Source organism: Pseudomonas sp. AC211, assembly GCF_979258055.1.
Window position 1 is genome coordinate 2,148,977 of record NZ_OZ409830.1, and the last position, 18,161, is coordinate 2,167,137.

Consider the following 18,161-nt stretch of genomic DNA (forward strand, 5'->3'; position numbering starts at 1 on the left):
TCAATTCGGCGAGCCCGATTACGCCGACGGCCGTCTGCAACTGGACGTGCTCGACCTGCAAGTACAAGCCCTGGGCGCCCCCCATGCGCATACTGCGCAGCTGGAAAAACGGCCAATGGGTATGGAACGAACGCTGGCACGACCTCGAAATTCTCGGCGCCGCCGACGCCACCGCTCCACAAGGTGCGGCCGACCCCGTCAACGCCGACAAACCCTACGCCATCGTCCGCGCCGGCCAGAGCTACCTGCGCTCCAGCACCACCGCCCAAGGCCAGGACGTCAGCTTCAACAACCTGCCGCAACGCACCCTCACCGCCCTGCAACACGGCCTGGCCGGCTACCGCTGGCAAGACATTCAAGGCAATCGCAACGAATACGACGCCCAGGGACGGATGACCGCTTACCTCGACCACAATGGCGTGCGTACCACCCTGGTACGCAATGCCGACGGCCGCATCAGCGAAATCAAAGACCACAACGGCGACAGCCTTATCACCCTGACCTACACCGCCGGCAACCTCACCAGCGTTAAGGACTACAGCGGTAGGGAAGTGAAATACGAATACAGCGGCAACCGCCTAAGCGCTGTGGTCGACGTGCTCGGCAAACGCTGGGTCTACAGCTACGACACTAATGGTTTGGCCGGCTACACCGATCCGCTACAACAGAAAACCACCTTCGTGCTTGGCACTAACGACCGTGTACAGCAGCGTCGTCTGCCGGACGGGCGTTTCACCCAATACAGCTACAGCTACGACGATGCGCAGGAGCAGTACTACGTACGCAAGATTGATCAGGCGGGTTTGGTGACTGAGCGGTGGTATGACCGATTGGGGCAGGTAGTTCGGGAGCAGTTGGATGGGGAAACCCAGTTCACGCGTAGTTATTTGCTGTCGGATCGCTCCAGTGATGTCAGTAAGGTGGCTGAGGCTTATCGTATTTCAGGTAAAAGTTTGGCGGTAAGTAAGGAAATATCTCAGCGGCAGGGAGAGCGCCTTCGCCTTATGTGGCGCAGATGACAGAAGTTGATGCGCATGGGAATAAGACGCTGACGGAGTACAACCGTGTTGGGCAGATTTTAAGGGTTAAGTACGCCGATGGCAGTGAGATCAACAAAAGGTATGACCCAGCAACCAACCGTGTGTCCGAAGAGATTAGCCAACGGGGAATTAAAACCAAGTACCGCTATAACGTAAACGGCGACTTGACTGAGCTGACCGAAGCTGCTGGACTTAAGGAAGAGGCGAGTTCTACGTTTAGCTACAACGCTCTTGGTCAACTGGAAGAGGAAATTATTTCAGGCGATTTAGCCACGCAGACCCCCTCCTGCCAGATGGAGCTATGGCTATGACCAAAAGGGAAACAACGATAAAGTGACTGACCCGCTAGGCTACGAAGCGAAGTACACCCATGATGTTCAAGGCAATATTGAAAAAATAATCAACGCTAGAAAGAAAAGTTGGACTCAAACGTACGACTTAACGGGAAACCTGAAGAGTACAAGAACACCCTTGGGTCAAGAGACGATATATGGTTATGACGATCTTGGGCAGCGAAACAGCGTAGCGATGCCTAACAGTGCCAAGAAGAATATCCGGCTTAATATATCAGGTCTGCCGATCATTATCGAAGATGTTGAGAATTTAAAAACGAATTTTGAGTACGATGCGAGTCAACGATTAACAGCAGTTATAGACGCGTACGGCAATCGCAGGGAAGTCGAGTATGACAATCGCAGTCAATTAAATAGCATCAAAGACGAAACAGGCAATATCATTCGGTATCGCTACGATCACGGGCGATTGGCACAGGTTGCTTTTCCTAGCTCTAAAAATGACTTTGAATACGACAATCGTAATCGACGGATACATGACGCGCGCAAGTACATCTCGGAAGGTGACGAGATAACTGAGCTTGATAGTTATACTTTCCTAGAAAATGGCCTGGAGTCAGAATGGAAAGATGCTGCAACGAATTCGCTGAGGACCAGGTACGACGCGCGTGAGCGAGTGATCAGCAAAGCGGACGCTAGCGGAGCAGTAAGTAACTATAGTTATGATAAGCGAGGAAATTTAACTGAAGTAAAAGATTCTTCAGGTCGTATCACTCGCTTCCGCTACGATGCGCGCGACTTCGTCATATCGGAGATTAAAGTTGGAGACAGTAGTACGCCCTCTAATGAGCGGCGGTATAACTATGACGAAATGGGAAATCTAAAGCGGTTCGAGACACCTAGCGGCCGAGTGGTTGATTATTTCTATGACGCAGATAATCGCCTGGTAAGGCTAAAAACTCTTGATACTGCTTTGGCTGCGAGTAACGATCTTCCAGTTAGTACCATCGACTATAGTTACAGCGATCTCAATAATCTTATAAGCTATGAGGATGAGAGCAGTAAGGTGAGTTATACTCGCGATGCTTTAGGTCGAGTGGAAAATGTTACTACCATATACAAAAAAGCGTCGCCCGTTTTTAGTAAGACTTATAGTTATGCCTATGACTTAAATAGCCGAAAAATTAGCTACACGACGCCTGAGCACGAGACGTACCTCTACCAGTATACTCCACATGGTCGATTGTCCGGAGTTAGTATTCCGAATGAAGGTAGTATTAGCTTTCAAGATTTCAACTGGGTAGTGCCGCAGACTATCTTATTTCCCGGGGGGAATCAGTACAGCATTGGTTACGATGGCTTGCAACGCTATAAAAGTCGAATGCTAAAAGATGCAGCTGGCAACCCAATTCTCAATTGGCAATACGAGTACGATGCGGTGGGCAACATTACCTCCATTGAGAGCGGCGGCGGAAAAACCAAATATGGTTACGATCAATTATACCAGTTGACCGAAGCCAATTATTCGGAGGGTGATGTTCGAAAAAATGAAGTGTTTGCTTATGACGCTGTAGGAAATCGGCTGGATAAAGCTTTTGATGAAAAAGAACTGGATATCGGCCAATGGCATTACAATGCACATAATCAACTTATTAGCCATGATGGCATCGGCTATCGCTACAACCGAGACGGACATCTAATTGAACGTGGTGCTCTGCAAGCTGATGGTAGTTTGAGTCGCGGCGATTCAAGCGATCACTGGAGATACGATTATGATTTCCGTGAGCGATTAGTGAGAGTATACAAAAAACAGTCAGCTTTTGGTTCAGTATGAATATAACCCGCTAGGGCAGCGAATTAGTAAGACCCTCCAAGAACAGGGTATTACCATTTTCTATCTTTACAGTGAGGAAGGTTTGGTCGGTGAGTATAATGAAAAAGGCGAGCTTCTACAGGAGTTTTCTTATGACCCTACCGCATCATGGATGAGTCAGCCACTATTCACTCGTGCAAAATTAGCAAATGCTCAAAATCAGGCTTTTCAAGTTAGCTACTACGGCACTAGTCATCAGGGTTCGCCAGAAGTCGCTTTCCTGAAAAGCGGATATGTGACATGGCGAGCTAAATCGCAAGCTTTTGGCGAGACTATCGTAACGAACGGCAGTATAAATAGTCCGTTGCGTTTTCCGGGACAGTATTTCGATAAAGAAACTGGGCTCAATTATAATTACTTCCGGGACTACGACCCGGAGTTAGGTCGATATATAGAGCAGGATCCAATAGGTCTGGCTGGCGGGGAAAATAGCTATATATATGGGTACGGCAATTCTGTAACTTTTTCTGATGTCCTTGGTTTGGATGCGATTAAAATCAGATGTCTTTTTCTATATGATTAACACTGAGTGGAGCCCGTTTGGGGGGCTTGGCGAAATTAAGCTTCCACTTTATCACGCTGGCGTTGTTTCCGTAGATCCAAAACTGGAGCAACGAGATATTACGAATATGGTCGCTATGACAGTGGTAGGCGAGGTGTGGTAAAGCGCCGCGGAGTCCCTAACCTGGTTTTTAAAGACGGGAAGCCCACGGATGATTCTTTAGAAAAGCTGTACGACTTTATTGGACGAGAAATTTGCAAAGGTGCTCCGGTATGGCGCAGCTATCATGACGACTCTGATCATAATAAGGTGAACGCTTATGCTGAGAAAGTTAAAAGCGATGCTAGTCGGCCGGATTATGATCTCACTTCAAATAATTGCGGTGACTTTGCCAATAGTGCAATAGATGCAGGAAAAAATGAGGATGCTAAATGATGATATGCGCTAGTAAAGCAAAAAATATATTTATGATATTTTTGGTTGTGCTCGTCGTATTTCTTTCGTGGCAGTTGGTGAATGGCAGCGTCTCTCTTGAGCATGCCGGGCGTCAACAAAGTTATGCTGAGACAGATCTAAACAAAGCAGTTCGCTTGTTAAGCGTGATTGCTCGAGAGACTGGTCGGGAAGAGCTTTTACATGTTGTGCGCTCTGAGTTCGCGGATGACGAATTTCTCATTAAAGATAGAGTTATTTTGGTCGGGTCGATTTGTTTTGTTTTTAAAGGCGATTTTTTAAGAAAAGTTGTATTGTTAGATGGGTTAAATTCTGACGAGATGGACTATATAGATGGTAAGTGAACGCTCGGCGAAGGTTGGTGAGCCAGATTTATATGGTGATAGGTGCTGGCGAATGATGAATAAGTTTGAGTAGTATGAAGATTTTATCTTTCCTGATTTTTTAAGTAATCGTGTTGAATTCGGTAGGTCATCATCTACCTAAAAACGTGGGGTAATGATGTACAAGCAATGGATGGCAGGCTTTTTAGCCCTATGGAGCGCAAGCACCTGGGCAGAAGACAAACTATGCGCAGTAGTCCTAATCGAAATCGCCCAGGAACTAACCCTTGAGCGCCAAGCCTTCGAAGCTACGATGCGCATCAATAACGGCCTGGACACCATTGCCCTCGACCAACTCCAAGTCCAAATACTGTTCGAGGACGACACCGGCCATGTCGTCAAAGCCAGCTCCGACGCTAACGCCAAAGACGCGGCGTTCTTTATCCGCCTGGACGACAGTAACAACCTCAATAACTTGCAGTCCGGCGCGGACGGAGCGGTCACCAATGGCCAGGTGCCGGCCAAGGCGGCGGGTGTATTGCGTTGGTTGATCATTCCCACCGCCGGTGCGGCCGGCGTGAGTCTGGCGGGCAAGCGCTATAACGTGGGCGCGAGCCTGAGTTACAACGCGGGCGGCAAGGTGGAGTCGTTGGACGGTGACCCCCGACACCATCACGGTCAAACCCCAGCCCGAACTGACGTTGGATTACTTCCTGACGAAGGAAGTGATTGCTGACGATGCCTTCACTCCAACCATCGAAGCGCCCGAGCCGTACACCTTGGGTGTGCGCGTGCGTAACAGCGGGCGTGGCGAGGCGAAGAGCGTGAAGATTGAGTCTGCGCAGCCGAAGATCATTGGCAATGAGCAGGGCTTGGCGATCAATTTCCGAATCAACCAGAGCTTTGTCGACGAAGCGGCGGCCTCGCCGACCTTGCTGATCGATTTCGGCACTGTGGCGCCGGGCAAGAGCCGCAATGGCCGCTGGATTATGGAAAGTACGCTGTCGGGCCAGTTTATTGATTTCACGGCGTCGTTCTCGCACCCGGATGAGCTGGGCGGGCGCCTGACGTCATTGCTTGATGGTGTGAATGCGCACTTCCTGTTGCGCGATGTGCTGGTCGACCGCTCGGGGCGGGACCGTATTCGCGATTTCCTTGGCTATGTTGGCGACGAGCTCTATGTGTTCGAGTCCGACAGTATCGGCCAGGCCGACAATTCACCGTGTCTGGATTGCTCGCCCGTCGCTCGACTCGGCGGCGCCCTGGCTGGCGGCTCCACGCTGCGCACGTTGGCGGTAAACGGTGCCGCCGACTTTGGTTTTGTCCGTGTGGCCGACCCCTACGCCGGTGGCAAAGGCTTGATGCGTGTGGTGCGCAGCGATGGCTTTGCGTTGTCGCGGCACAATGCTCTGGCTGAGCAAAGAACGGGCCGCTGATAACCGCTCCTTCAACTACTTCCTCAATGTGTTCGACATTAGCCCCACCAGCCAATACACCGTGGAATTCGGTGAACTGACGCCAGGATCCCCAAGCCTCCTGTGTTTATGCCCGTCACCGACCGCAGCACCTATGAGGGCGGGCAGGTGAAGCTTTCTGGTGCGAGCCGACGACCCCAACGGCACGGTGCCGAAACTAGTGGCGGCCGGGCTGCCCACCGGCGCCACGTTTAAAGACAACGGTGGCGGCAGCGGCACCTTCTACTGGACGCCGTTGCAAGGTCAGGCGGGCCGCTACGTGGTGAATTTCCGTGCATCCGATGGCGCATTGGAAAGTGCCTTGCCCGTGGGCATTCGGGTGTTCCGTGCCGGTGACAACGACGGCGATGGGTATGGACGACGCCTGGGAACTGGAGCAGTTCGGCAATCTGGACCGCGACGGCAACGGCGACCTCGACGGCGATGGCATCAGCGACCTGAATGAGTTCGACCAAGGCAGCGACCCCAAATCTGCCGAGCTGACGCCGCTGCCGCCGCAGCTCGATACACCGGCCGACAACGCAGAAGTCACCAGTTTTTATCCAACGTTGCGCGTGCAAAACAGCGGCAACGGCCAGGGCAAGAACTACGGCTACTGGTTTGAGCTGTATGAAGACGCCAACTTCGCCAGTTTGGTGGCCAAGTCGGACGAGATCAGCGAAGGCAGCGGGCATACAGAATGGGCCGTAACCGAGGCCGACTTACTCCCCAATGCCACGTTGCACGACAACCACCGTTACTACTGGCGTGCGCGGGTCATGCACAGCAGTGGTAGCAGTGAATGGGTTAACGGGCGTTTCTTCATCAACCGCAGCAACGACGCACCGACCGCCCCGACATTGCTCAACCCCACGCCGATGGGCCTGGTAGCGCAAACGCGGCCGACCTTCCAGTTCAACAACAGCGCCGACCTTGATGAAGACGCGCTCAGCTACCGCGTGCAGGTGTTCCTCGAAGCGGACGAAACCTTCACCCAGCCGGTTGCCGAAGTCACAGGTTTGTTGCCGGGCGCCAGCGGCGTCACCGAATGGCAATCGCCTGTAGAGCTGCAGGAAAACAGCTTTTACATGTGGCGCGTTGAGGCGATCGACGAGCACGGTTTGGTTACCTCAAGTGAGCCGAGTTTGTTCGGTGTCAGTTTGAGCAACGAAGCCCCCACCGAGCCGGTGCTGGCCTGGCCGTTGAACGGCCAGCAGATCGATAAGGCTGATGGTGTAGTGCTGCGTGCCGACCCCGCAACGGACCCCGAGCGGCGGCCGTTGCGTTACCGCATTCAACTCGACAGCAATGAGCGTTTCGACTCTGGCGATGGGCTGGATTCGGACTGGTTCAGCGCTAGTCAGGGTTCCGTTCAGTGGACGGTGCCGCATGCGTTGAGCGAAAACCAGCGGTACTTCTGGCGCGCTACGGGCCAGTGATGGTCAGCAAGAATCCGCCTGGGTGACCGGCCGTTTCACGGTCAACCAGCATCAGGAAGCGCCGCCCACCCCGGTGGTCAGCAATCCCACAGGCGGCGCTTGGATAGAGGTGCGCACACCGCGTCTGGAAGTGCACGCAGCGCTTGACCCTGACGGCGATGCGCTGTCGTACGAGTTCGCGCTGCACACACCCGAAGGCGTGCAGCCGCTGGCTACTCAGGTAGTGAGCGAGTTGAACTGGTCGCCGTCATTTGCGCTGCAAGACAACAGCAGCTACCGCTGGCGAGTTCGTGCGCTGGATGCCACCGGCTTTACGTCGGCCTGGAGCGACTGGCAAACATTCTTCATCAACGAAAACGGCGTGGACGACGCCCCTAGCCTGAGCTTTGTGCTGCCCAATGCAGACCAGACCGTGAGCGGTGGCGCAGTAGCTGTTCAGTGGACCGATCAGGACCCAGACAGCGCCGCGACCATCGATCTGTATGCCAATGGCCAACTGATCGCCAGCGGTCTCGCCGAAGATAACGACGGCGATGCTGACCAGTTCGTCTGGTCGCTGGCCGGCGTTGCGCCGGGTAGCTATCGCATCAGCGCGGTAATTCGCGACGCCAGCAACAACGTGACGGTGCAGGCGTGCTGCAGCGTGACCTTGCAAGCCTCGACACCAAGGGTGCAGGTCACGCCAGTGGGCGGCCTTGCAGCTTGACGAGTTCGGCGAGGCCCACGTTGAGGTGACGGTCAGCCTGGATCGCAGTCCGAAAGCGGGGCAGAGCGTCATGCTCAACCTGGCTCTCAGCGATGAGTCGGAAGCGCGCTTGCTCAATGAGCAGCCATACCTGTATTTCACCGCCGAGAACTGGCAGCAGCCGCCACGTATTCGGGTTACGGGCGTTGACGATTGCAGCATCGACGGGCCTCAACCGGCAGCGTTGCAATTGCTGCCACTACAGAGCACAGACAGCGACTTTGCTGGCCTGGATCCTCAGGATCTGGCCCTGACCACAGTCGACAACGAGCAGGCTGGGCAGACGCTGTTCGTGTGCCACTACCAAGTGGTTTCACGCTCGGAGCCCGATAACCAAGGGCGGGTCGACATCACCCTGCGTCCGCAACTACTGAACACCGGCGCAACCCTGGTTTCTGCGCAGGCAGCGCCTAGCGTTCAGGGGGCGGGTGTAAGCGTGGCTTCTACCACTGCGCTTGGGTTCGGCAAGGTGCTCACTGGCGTGCGCAACCCGTCCACCGACACCCTCGTGCTGCGCCAACCGGCAACGGAGCCGGTGTCGTTCAGCCGCGTGCATTGGGCGATCACGTCGGGCGCGCAAGCGCCGGTTACCCAGGGCTCAGCCGGAAACGACACGCTCGCCGGAGGCGCTGGCGGGGTCATTCTGGATGGTAAAGGCGGTGACGACCTTATCAATGGCGGCAGCGGCAACGACGTGATTATCGGTGGCTCCGGCAAAGACAACCTGTTCGGTAATGCCGGCGACGACACCTTTATGGTGGAGGGCAGCGATGGCTCATCAGATACCTTCAACGGCGGAGACGGCTATGACCGGATTCTGGGCGGCGAGGGCGACGATGTTATTCGCGTCACCGCCTACACCAGCGCATCGCGGGTTGAATTGATCGATGGTGGCCCAGGCCGAAACCGTATCGAAGGCACGGCCGAGGTCGACCGCATCGATTTACGCGGCACGGAGCTGCGCAATATCGAACTGGTCGACGGCTTGGCCGGCAACGACTATATCGCCGGTACTGCCGCCGCTGACGTGATCATGGGGGGACTAGGCAACGACGAGCTGCTGGGCGATGGCGGCGACGACACCTTCTTGGTGACCGGCGTGCAAGGCTTTGACCGGGTTACCGGTGGCGAAGGCAACGATCGTGTGTTGGGGTCCGCAGGCGATGACCGTATCGGTTTTACCTACTTCGCCTACGACGCCACCGTCGAGTTGGTGGATGGTGGCGACGGGGTAAACGTCATCAGCGGCGACGATGCTGGCAATACCTTCGACTTCACCAGCACGGTCTTGCAGAACATCACGCGAATTGACGGTCAGGGCGGTAACGACTCCATTCGCGGCAGCCCCGGTAACGACGTGATCGACGGCGGCCCAGGTGTCGACTCCATGACCGGCGGGGCAGGTGATGACGTCTTCCTGTTCTATGGCAACAGCGGCGAGGCGGACGGTTACGCCGGTGGATTGGGCGTCGACACGATTCGCGGTGGCCCCGGCGATGATGTGTTGAACGTCACTGGCTTCTCATCGGTGAACGGCATCGAGGTGATTGATGGCGACGGCGGTTTCAACCGAATAGTCGCCACCAGCTCCAACACCTTGGACTTCTCCACCGTGCGTTTGCTTGGCATCGCGCAAATCAACGCAGGCGCAGGCAGCAACCGCATCATCGGCAGCGTCGATGCGGACGTGCTGATCGGCGAGGCAGGCAACGACGTGCTGCTGGGCGGCACCGGCGGCGATACCTACCGTTTCTCTGAGGGCGATGGCAAAGACATCATCTCAGACGGCGGCAATGTGGCCGACGTAGACCGCTTGGTGTTCGATACCTCATGGACGACCGAGGAGCTGTGGTTGGTTAAGTCAGGTGATGACTTGCGCCTGGTCAAAGGAACGGATCAGGTGCAAATCACCGGGTGGTACAAAACGCCTGCCAACCTCATCGAGCGCATCGAACTAGGCAACGGTCTGGTCATGACCTCTTGACCGTGTCGAAGCACTTCGAGCTGTAATGGCCAGCATGAATCCTCGACCAGTGCGGATCGCACCGAAGCGCAGCGGCAACAACTGGCAGCCGCACTCGCGACGGCCTGGAAGTAAGACAAAAAGCTCGCCTTTCGGGGCGAGCGTTTTTGCGCAAGGCGCCAACATCACCTCTTCAGCGCTTCGTTGTCTTTGCTTGTTTCTGTGCCGGTGAATAATCAACGCGCAAAAAAAAGCGGCATCACCAAAACCCCTATGGGGCCCCGATGACGCCGCTTTGGCGTTTGCGCTAGCTAAGCGCTGTTTCGTTACGCCTTAGCGCAGCTCTCCGGTGCCCAGTCACCCATATCGGGGTTGTTGCACACGTCGTTGATCATGGTTTTGCCTTGTGTGGCGACTTTCTGGCTTTCGGTGCGCGAGGTTTGCGCTTTTTGCGCGGCTTTCTCGGTGGCGACGGCCTGGGTCGATACTTTGGCGCGTTGGGCTTTGGTGACGGTCACTTTCTTGCCGGCGTCCGCTTCAGCCACTTTGGCTACGGTGTCGCGCTGCACGCCAACGGCGATCAGGTCCTTTTCGTAGGCTTGGGTGTAGGCGTCGAGGTCTTCGCCGGTGCGGCCGTCAGCGGCGGCGAGCAGGGCGTTGGTTTCTTTCAGGCCGCTGACGATTTCGGCCAGGTGGGCGCGGCCGTCGGCTTCGCTGATTTTCTTGGCTTTGCGGGCATCGCGCAGGCTGGCGAATTCGCGCTGGTAGCAGGCTTGGGCGGCTTTGGCGTAGCCGACGCTGCGGTCGATTTCGCCGGTGCTGCGGTCGATGTCGGTGGCGTAGGAGCCGATGCGCTGGTTGTCGTCGGTGATCTGTTTTTGCTTCTCGACGTAGTAACCCGCTGCGCCGCCGACCAGGGCGCCGCCGGCTGCGCCGATCAGGGCGTTGCGTGCGGCGTGGTCGTCACCGGACAAACCGCCGGCCAGACCGCCGATCAGGCCACCGGCGATGGCGCCGGTAACGGCCGAGTTTTTCACCGCGTCTTCGGTACCGCGCAGGTGCGATACCGGTTCGTAGCACGCTGGGTAGTACTGGGCGGTGGTGGTGGCCGCTACTTTCGAGGTGGGGCCGGTGCTGGCGCAACCGCTGATGAAGATGCAGCTGGCGGCCAGAAAGGACACCGCCATACGTGCCGACATGTTGAGTGTTTTGTTGATGCTTGCCTGCTTCATGGTTTTTTCCCGTTCTTGGTGTTGTGTGTTTCGCGGCCCGGTGAGCCCGGCCGCAAACGCTTCCTTAACGCTCGCCGTTCGCGAGCAACTGCTCCAGAATCGCCGCCGGATCGGCACGCTTTTCCTGGCGATACTTTCCTACGTGCGTAACGAAGAGGGTGGCACGTTTGACCAGGCTCTTGCCGAGCACTGGTTTGCGGTTGAGCTCTTCTTTTATGCGTTGTAGCTGCGCCTGAATCACGGCATCGGTGTAGCGGGTGCCAGTGGCCAGGTTGTCGATGTAAATCTGTACGGCGCCATCCAGTGCGCTTCGGCCGTTGGCCATCGCGGTGGCAAACAGCTTAGCTGAGGCTTCGTCCTTATTTGCCTTTGCTTGTTCCTGACTTTTTTCAGGTTGGTCAGGCGAATGTTGTAGTTGTTGATGGTTTCAGCCACCAGCGCTGCCGACTGAATCAGGTTGCCGGCTGCTTCTTCTCGCTGTTGGGCAATCAGCGAGACGTTGCGTTTCAATTCTTCGTTAATTAATCCGAGCTGAGCTTGCAGCGCCGGGTCGGTGCTGGCGGCGATCAGGCTGTCGAGGCTTTTGGTCGGGTCGGCGGTGTCGTCGATGGCGTCGGTGAGCGAGGCCAGGCGGCCTTCTTTTTGCCATTGCGTGAGCAGTTCTTTGTAGCGCGAACGTGGGGCGGAGAGGGCGCCCAGGGCCACGCGGAAACCGGTAGGTTTCGTTGGCTTGCTCGGTGCCGTCGGCGGCGAACAGCGGGTACTCGCGGCGCATGCCGGTGAACAGCGTGGTTTCGCCTTCGAGGTAGTTGCCGCCTTTCACCACAAAGCCGCCGTAGGTGCCTTGGCGGCGTCCGGCGTGCACCAGCTGGAACGATTCCTGAACCATTTCCGCGGCGTTGCCAATTACGTCGTACAGGCCGATGGGGTTGGGCAGTTTGGTGCCGATGGGCAACAAACGCGCGGCCTGACCGCTGCCGCCTGCCACCTGGTTGTAGACGGCCCAGTCGCCGAGCGGACCTTCCTGATCGCTGCCTTCGACTTTGCGCGGGAACAGCCGGCCTTCCAGTTCCTGGCGGCTCACGGCTTGCGCGCCACGGGCGGCGAATTCCCATTCGGCTTCGGAGGGCAGGCGCACAAAGCTCAGGCCGCCGTCTTCGGCTTTGGCGGTGCGACCGCTCACGGGCAGCAGGTCGCGGTGGTTTTTCATCAGCCAAGCGGTGTACACGGCGGCGAAGCGCTCGGCGTCGAAGTGCGACACCTTCACCTTCGGCAAGCGCGCCGCCGCGCCGGTGGCCGGTTCCGGGCAGGCCGGCGGTTCGCCTTGGCCGGCCAACGAGGCGGCTTGGTCCATGACGGCGGCGTACTGGCGGGCGGTCACTTCGTATTTGCCGATGAAATACAGCATGGGCGACAGCGGCGTGCCGGCTTCTTTTTTTGGCAGCGCTGGTTTCAGGGTTTCGCGCCAGGTTTCCGGCAAGTCGGCGAGGGTGAACTGGCCGTTGATAAAGTCGCGGCGGTAGCCGGAGATAAACGACTGCTGGTAACCGCTTTCACCTTCAGCGAACGGGTAGCCCAGGCTGATTTCACGGTCGTCCAGGGCGCCGTTGGCCAGCACGTAGACGTAGCGCATCACCAGATTGCCGCCGCATGGCAGCGGCAGGCTGACGTCGTCGGGTAGCGGCTTGGGGTTGTCCACCGAGGGTTCTTCCGCCCAGGCGTTCTGACCCAATGCCAGGGCCAGCGCCGCTACTGCCGTGAACCGCTTAAACATCGCGTAATCCTTCCGAAGCTTCGATCTGCGCCGCGCGCCAACCGCCGAGTGCAGCTGCGAAAGCGCTGCAGGTCAGGGTGGCCAGCGCCGCCAAAACAAAATGAATGGGCAATAACTGGCACACGAACTCGCCGGTGCCCGTGTCGAATAACTGGTTCAGACCGGCCCCGGCGGCTGCGTACAGCAATCCGGGCCAGCAGCAGACTAAACGCGCCGCTGTACAGCGCCAAGAGCAACAGAAACCCCACCAGCGCGGCCGTCGGAAAACCCAGCAGGCGCAACACGGCCAGCGCTTTGCGTTTGCGCTCCACCGCCGCCAGCGTGTTGGCGGCCACGGCAGCAAAAGCACCGCCCACGGCCAGCGCGGCAATCAGCCAGAACACCAGCGTGAGGTTATGGCTGAGCGAGCGCACCTGAGCGATGGTTGAGGCTTGCGTGGCCACTTCCTGGCCGAGCCCGGCGAAGTGCTGACGCAAACTTTCCACGCCATCGAGGTCCGCTGCATACACGCGCAGCCCCGGGTACACACGACTGCCCGGCACCGACGGCGTCTCGCCCGGCCAGCCGAAGACGGGCACAGCGCGACCGTCGCGGTAATCCTCGGCGGCTTCAAGCAGGCTCAGCGGGGCGAACAAGCCATCGCGGTTGAAGGTGGCCAACGGCAACACCGCCTGCACCGTCACGCTGATCTGCCGCGACTCCACTTGGCCGTTCTGCTGCCGCCCGAAACGCGCGCTCAGGCGCTCGCCGGCTGCTACACCGAGCTTCTCGGCAGCGCTCTGGCTCAACACAATTTGCTCGCCGGTTGGCAGCGGCACATCGGCGAGCAACGGGTCGCCCTCGGCGGTGGGAATCATCTCAACAGTCAGCGACTGGCCGCTGCCGTCTACCGACAAATCGGTGGTGGCGGCAATCTGCCGGGTGCGCGGCAGGGCGAAGGCCACGTCCGCGCGCAGTTTCAATTCAGCGACATCGGCCGCGCGATAACGGCCGCCACCCAGGGTGATGACCTCACGAATCGACGGGTCGTTTTCCAGGCGTTCGGTCAGCGTGGTGACCAGGCCGAACTTGAGCCCGAACAACACCAGCAGCGGCGTGATCACGGCGGTCAACGCCAACACCGCGCACAGCGACAAGCGCGCTTCGGTGCGGTAATCCGCCCAGGCCAGTGACAGCAGCAAACCTAGGCGCATCAGTGCCCCGCCTGCGTAAGTGTCGCGGTTACGCCGCCGTCTGCGTCGCGCCGCCATTCAATCGGCAACACGCTCAGGCCGGCGCTGCGGGCCAGGGGTTCGTCGTGGGTGGCAATGACGGTGCAGGTGCGATGAACCCTGGCTTGTTCAACCAACAGCTGCATCACGCGCTGCGCGTTGGCCGGGTCGAGGGAGGCGGTGGGTTCGTCGGCCAATACCAGTTTCGGCCGGTGGGACAGGGCGCGGGCGATGCTCACCCGTTGGCGTTGGCCGACCGACAGCCGACTCGGGCGCTTGTCCAGTTGCTCGGCAATTTCCAGGTGCTCGGCCAGGCGCTGCACCTGCTCGTCGGCGGCCAGGTTCAACAGGCGGCGCGGCAGCTCGATATTGCCGCGCACGTCGAGAAATTCCAGCAGCCCACCGGTTTGCAATACGTAGCCGCAGGCCTTGCTGCGCAAGCGTGCCAGGGCGTCGTGGTTGTGGGCGCGCCACAGCGCGGCGATGTCGAACTGGCCGCCGTCGACCTCGAAGTGAAACTGCCCGCTGTTATCCGGCGACAGCACCAGCGCGAGCAAATCCAGCAGCGTGCTTTTGCCACAACCACTGGGGCCGACCACGGCAATCTGCTCGCCCGCCGCCAGGTCCAGCCGGGGAATGTTCAGGCTGTAACGCTGGCGGCCGGCGCCACGGGTTTTCTGAATGTCGCGCAGGCGCAGCATCAGGGCAGGGTCGACAGCGGAACGCGGTACAAGGCATCGCCCGGCTCAGCGTCGCCGAAGCGCACCCAGTTGGCGACGTCGTTGTGGAAGGTTTCGTACAGGCGAATCTTCGAATCCAGCTCGTCGATAAAGTCTTCCTGCTCGGCCACGCTCAGCGACAGCCACAACTCCTGGGTCATGTTCAGCGACTTGCTGCGGTACGGCAGGCCTTCCAGGTACTCACCCAGGATGCCGCTCTGGGCCAGGTTGCTGCCCTTCACCAGTTTCGACGGGTCGCGGCTCATGTAGGCGCTGGCCGTGGCGATTTCTTCGAAGAAGTCTTTCGATGAACTCTGGGTGCGGCGCGCCGCGTCGACGATCAGTTTCAGCGATTGCTGCAGGTCGTTGAGCTGCATTTTGCTCAGCAGCACGCACACCTGAAATGCCGGCAGGGCCGGGTTGGTCAGGTCGCGGTCGGCGGTCCAGGCGGTCACCAGTTGCGGCGCGTGGGCGGCGCCGCGCTGGCCGAGGAAGTCCATGTGCATGGCGTAGCCGATGGCGGCGGTTTTCGCCGCCAGGCTCAGGCCGCTTTGCAGCTGCGGCGCCGGTTGGGCTTTTTGCTGGCCGGCGTTGTGCACCAGGTCGGCAAACACCGAGCCGATTTCATTGACCGTGTTGCCGAATTTGCCGACGTCGCCGCCAGCCACGGAAATGTACAGGTCGCCGATTTTCGGGTTGCCGTCGGCGGTGAGGCTGCGGTACTGCTGCTCGGCGTAGCCGTGGTTGTTTTTGCCGGCCGGGGTGCGCAGGTGCAGGGCGTAGATTTTGATCTGCTTGCGCAGCGCCGCTTCGCGTACTTGGGCTTCGTTCATTTGCGTGCGGCCCAGCGGATCGTTTTTGCGCAGGGCGCCGGCGTCGGTCACCAGCAAAATCACCCGGCCGGCATAGGGCGACCAGTCCATGTTGTCGACCGCGTCCATCACGCCGGCAAAGGCGTCTTCGTTGAACGAATGGCTCGACACGGTGGTGGCTTTGACGTTGCGCGCCAGCTCGATAAAGCGCTGCGGGTCGTTGTCTTGCTGCAACGGCACCAGGGTTTTGCTGACGTATTCCAGGCCTGGGGTTTTGTCGGTGTTGTTGCGGAAACCGACCATGCCGAAGCTGACTTTATCCAGCTCGCCACGGGCGCCGATCTGTTCTTGCAGGCCTTTAACCACGTCGTTGACCTGGTCGATATACGGCTGCATCGACACCGAGGTGTCCACCACCAGCACGATGCCGGTGCGGAAGGCGTCGGGCTTGCTGGCGAGCTTGGCGCCGGCGCCATTGAGTTGCGGCGTGTTGCCAGGGTCGATGGACGCCACGTTAAGCAGCTGCGCCGGCTGGCCGTCGGCGTCGAAGCTTTCGCGCGACTCGAAAATCGGCAGCAGATAAAACTGGTCCTGGGCGATGGCCATGTCTTGCGGCTCGATGGCCAGCACGTTCTGGCTGGAACCGTCGTCGCGCTGCGCTTTGGTGACCTCGTTGCGCGCGGCGGTGGTGTCGGCCAGCAGGCGTTCCACGTCGTCAGCCTTGCGCAGGAAAATCACCGGACCACGGCCCGAGCGCTCGGTGAATTTCAGCACCAGGCTCTGCTTCCAGTCGCTGACCTGCGCGGCGGGCAACCAGCCTTCGCTGCGGCCATCGCTGGAGGCGCCAACTTTTACCCAGGGCTCGCCGCCGACCTGCTGGCGGGCATACACGTACAACACCGAAAACGCCGGCAGCGCCGTGCTCCCGGCTTTGCCGCCGGCTTCTTGCGCCAGTTGCGCGCCGGGTTTGCTCAGTACGCGCTGGAACAGGGTTTTCTTGCCGGCCATCAGCAGCGGTTTGTCGCCGCCGTCCGCATTGGCGGCCGGGGCGACGCTGCCGGTAGTGGTTGATGCCGTCGTGGTCGAAGCTGGCGGCTGAGCGGGTTTCTTCTCAGGCTGCACCTGAGCGACTGGCGGTTTGTCGGCTTTCGGCGAACCGCTCAACAGGAAATAACCGCTGCCGCCGAGAATCAGCAGCAAGCCCAAACCGGCGCCGGCAATCAACGGCACTTTGCTGCCCGAGCGTTTCTTCTCCATTGGCGGCGTGTACGTAGGCGCGGGCGGCGGCAGGGTGGCGCCGGCGTCGGTGGCGTGCAGCGGCGGCATGTCGATGGACATCGGCGTCAGGCCACCGGTGTCGGCGGTAATCACCGGCGTGGCGGCGGTCGGCGCTTCTTCGCTGCGCGGTGTCGGCGGCAGGTTCAGCGGGCGAATCTGTGTGCTTTCCATGGCGCTTGGCGCCAGGTGATCGAGCGCGGCAATAAACGCCCCGGCGGTGGGGAAACGCTCGTCCGGGTTCTTCGCCAGCAGCTTGCGCAAAATGTCCTGATAACGGCCGTGGTTGATCGGCAGTTCTGGCAGCGGCTCGGTCAGGTGGGCGAGGGCGGTGGACAGCGAGTCGGTGCCGACATAGGGCAGCTTGCCGGTGAGAATTTCGTAGAGCACCACGCCAAGGGCGTAGAGGTCGGTGCGCCCGTCGATAGGCAAACCACGCGCCTGCTCGGGGCTCATGTAGCTGGGCGTGCCGATGGCAAAACCGACCTGAGTGAACTGCGTGCTTTCTTCAATCGACTTGGCGATGCCGAAGTCCGACAACACCGCCGTGCCGTCGGCGCGGAACAGAATGTTGGCGGGTTTTACGTCGCGGTGCACCAGCCCTTGCGAGTGCGCATAGCCGAGCGCCGAGGCCACCTGGCGCAGAATCGACAAGCCCTGTTCCGGGCTCAGGCCTTCTTCGATGCGCTCTTTCAGCGTGCCGTTGGCCAGGTATTCCATGGCCATGTAGTACCAGGGCCCGGCGTTGCCAATGTCGAAAATGGTCACGGTGTTGGGCTGCGACAGGCGCGCCAACATGCGGCCCTCGCGCAGAAAGCGTTCGCAAAAACTCGGGTCGGCGGCCAGCGCACTGGCCATCACCTTGAGCGCGACCTTGCGTTGCAACGAGCGCTGCGTGGCCAGATAAACCGTGGCCATGGCGCCTTCGCCAAGGCCGCGTTCTATGTCGTATCCAGGTATCTCGATTTGCATGCCTTTACTGCTCTTATGAGGCGGCTAGTTTTTCGTTCAAAAGCATCGCGGCTAAAGCCGCTCCTACAGTCCGCACAACAT

Annotated in this window: 14 protein-coding genes and 3 pseudogenes; 12 read left to right on the forward strand and 5 right to left on the reverse strand. The window is 58.8% G+C overall.

Features of this window, described 5'->3' with window-relative positions:
* Positions 1-83: 83 nt before the first annotated feature.
* From ACZZZP_RS10250 to ACZZZP_RS10305, 12 genes and pseudogenes are all read left to right on the forward strand, one after another.
* On the forward strand, positions 84-1,019 hold the full coding sequence (locus tag ACZZZP_RS10250) for a hypothetical protein (protein WP_463536486.1): 936 nt from the start codon (positions 84-86) through the stop codon (positions 1,017-1,019).
* A complete protein-coding gene (locus tag ACZZZP_RS10255; RefSeq protein WP_463536487.1) occupies positions 1,016-1,351 on the forward strand; it encodes a hypothetical protein in 336 nt (111 codons plus the stop codon). Before ACZZZP_RS10250 ends, ACZZZP_RS10255 begins: the two co-directional genes overlap by 4 nt.
* A 22-nt stretch (positions 1,352-1,373) precedes the next feature.
* A complete protein-coding gene (locus ACZZZP_RS10260; RefSeq protein WP_463536488.1) occupies positions 1,374-3,167 on the forward strand; it encodes a hypothetical protein in 1,794 nt (597 codons plus the stop codon).
* The gene (locus tag ACZZZP_RS10265; RefSeq protein WP_463536489.1) at positions 3,154-3,729 is read left to right on the forward strand and encodes an RHS repeat-associated core domain-containing protein; all 576 of its coding nucleotides are present in this window, start codon (positions 3,154-3,156) and stop codon (positions 3,727-3,729) included. The genes ACZZZP_RS10260 and ACZZZP_RS10265 overlap by 14 nt, the downstream gene beginning before the upstream one ends.
* Positions 3,730-3,816: 87 nt before the next feature.
* Positions 3,817-4,143: pseudogene (locus ACZZZP_RS10270) on the forward strand (hypothetical protein); the annotation flags it as partial.
* Positions 4,140-4,505 carry a hypothetical protein gene (locus ACZZZP_RS10275; protein WP_463382627.1) on the forward strand — a complete coding sequence of 122 codons (366 nt, stop codon included), beginning with the start codon at positions 4,140-4,142 and terminating at the stop codon, positions 4,503-4,505. The pseudogene ACZZZP_RS10270 and the gene ACZZZP_RS10275, both read left to right, overlap by 4 nt.
* 292 nt (positions 4,506-4,797) lie before the next feature.
* Positions 4,798-5,220, forward strand: coding sequence for a hypothetical protein (locus ACZZZP_RS10280; protein ID WP_463536490.1), 423 nt, complete (start codon positions 4,798-4,800; stop codon positions 5,218-5,220).
* Entirely contained in the window at positions 5,141-5,920 is a 780-nt protein-coding gene (locus ACZZZP_RS10285) for a hypothetical protein (RefSeq protein WP_463536491.1), read from the forward strand. Before ACZZZP_RS10280 ends, ACZZZP_RS10285 begins: the two co-directional genes overlap by 80 nt.
* Positions 5,921-6,080: 160 nt before the next feature.
* A complete protein-coding gene (locus tag ACZZZP_RS10290) occupies positions 6,081-6,404 on the forward strand; it encodes an Ig domain-containing protein (protein ID WP_463536492.1) in 324 nt (107 codons plus the stop codon).
* Positions 6,313-7,377, forward strand: a complete 1,065-nt coding sequence (locus ACZZZP_RS10295) for a fibronectin type III domain-containing protein (protein WP_463536493.1) — start codon at positions 6,313-6,315, stop codon at positions 7,375-7,377. Before ACZZZP_RS10290 ends, ACZZZP_RS10295 begins: the two co-directional genes overlap by 92 nt.
* Before the next feature lie 22 nt (positions 7,378-7,399).
* Positions 7,400-8,083, forward strand: a complete 684-nt coding sequence (locus ACZZZP_RS10300) for an Ig-like domain-containing protein (protein ID WP_463536494.1) — start codon at positions 7,400-7,402, stop codon at positions 8,081-8,083.
* A complete protein-coding gene (locus ACZZZP_RS10305) occupies positions 8,073-10,106 on the forward strand; it encodes a calcium-binding protein (RefSeq protein WP_463536495.1) in 2,034 nt (677 codons plus the stop codon). The genes ACZZZP_RS10300 and ACZZZP_RS10305 overlap by 11 nt, the downstream gene beginning before the upstream one ends.
* Positions 10,107-10,411: 305 nt before the next feature.
* On the opposite strand, the gene tagQ is transcribed toward ACZZZP_RS10305, so the two are convergent.
* The 5 genes and pseudogenes from tagQ to ACZZZP_RS10330 form a co-directional block, all read right to left on the reverse strand.
* Positions 10,412-11,317, reverse strand: coding sequence for a type VI secretion system-associated lipoprotein TagQ (gene tagQ, locus ACZZZP_RS10310; protein WP_463382629.1), 906 nt, complete (start codon positions 11,315-11,317; stop codon positions 10,412-10,414).
* Positions 11,318-11,381: 64 nt separating this feature from the next.
* Positions 11,382-13,091, reverse strand: a pseudogene (locus tag ACZZZP_RS10315) (formylglycine-generating enzyme family protein).
* Positions 13,084-14,284 (reverse strand): annotated as a pseudogene (locus ACZZZP_RS10320) (FtsX-like permease family protein). Before ACZZZP_RS10320 ends, ACZZZP_RS10315 begins: the two co-directional pseudogenes overlap by 8 nt.
* Complete coding sequence (locus ACZZZP_RS10325) at positions 14,284-15,003, reverse strand: ABC transporter ATP-binding protein (RefSeq protein WP_463382631.1); 720 nt, start codon at positions 15,001-15,003, stop codon at positions 14,284-14,286. The pseudogene ACZZZP_RS10320 and the gene ACZZZP_RS10325 overlap by 1 nt, the downstream one beginning before the upstream one ends.
* A complete protein-coding gene (locus ACZZZP_RS10330; protein ID WP_463382632.1) occupies positions 15,003-18,080 on the reverse strand; it encodes a serine/threonine-protein kinase in 3,078 nt (1,025 codons plus the stop codon). Before ACZZZP_RS10330 ends, ACZZZP_RS10325 begins: the two co-directional genes overlap by 1 nt.
* Between the last annotated feature and the right edge of the window lie 81 nt (positions 18,081-18,161).

What these genes read in the sequence shown, in the direction of transcription:
- ACZZZP_RS10295 (WP_463536493.1), top strand. Translation starts at nt 6,313, where the DNA reads ATGGACGACGCCTGGGAACTGGAGCAGTTCGGCAATCTGGACCGCGAC.
- ACZZZP_RS10255 (WP_463536487.1), top strand. Translation starts at nt 1,016, where the DNA reads ATGACAGAAGTTGATGCGCATGGGAATAAGACGCTGACGGAGTACAAC.
- ACZZZP_RS10325 (WP_463382631.1), bottom strand. Translation starts at nt 15,003, where the DNA reads ATGCTGCGCCTGCGCGACATTCAGAAAACCCGTGGCGCCGGCCGCCAG.
- ACZZZP_RS10250 (WP_463536486.1), top strand. Translation starts at nt 84, where the DNA reads ATGCGCATACTGCGCAGCTGGAAAAACGGCCAATGGGTATGGAACGAA.
- tagQ (WP_463382629.1), bottom strand. Translation starts at nt 11,317, where the DNA reads ATGAAGCAGGCAAGCATCAACAAAACACTCAACATGTCGGCACGTATG.
- ACZZZP_RS10330 (WP_463382632.1), bottom strand. Translation starts at nt 18,080, where the DNA reads ATGCAAATCGAGATACCTGGATACGACATAGAACGCGGCCTTGGCGAA.
- ACZZZP_RS10275 (WP_463382627.1), top strand. Translation starts at nt 4,140, where the DNA reads ATGATGATATGCGCTAGTAAAGCAAAAAATATATTTATGATATTTTTG.
- ACZZZP_RS10280 (WP_463536490.1), top strand. Translation starts at nt 4,798, where the DNA reads ATGCGCATCAATAACGGCCTGGACACCATTGCCCTCGACCAACTCCAA.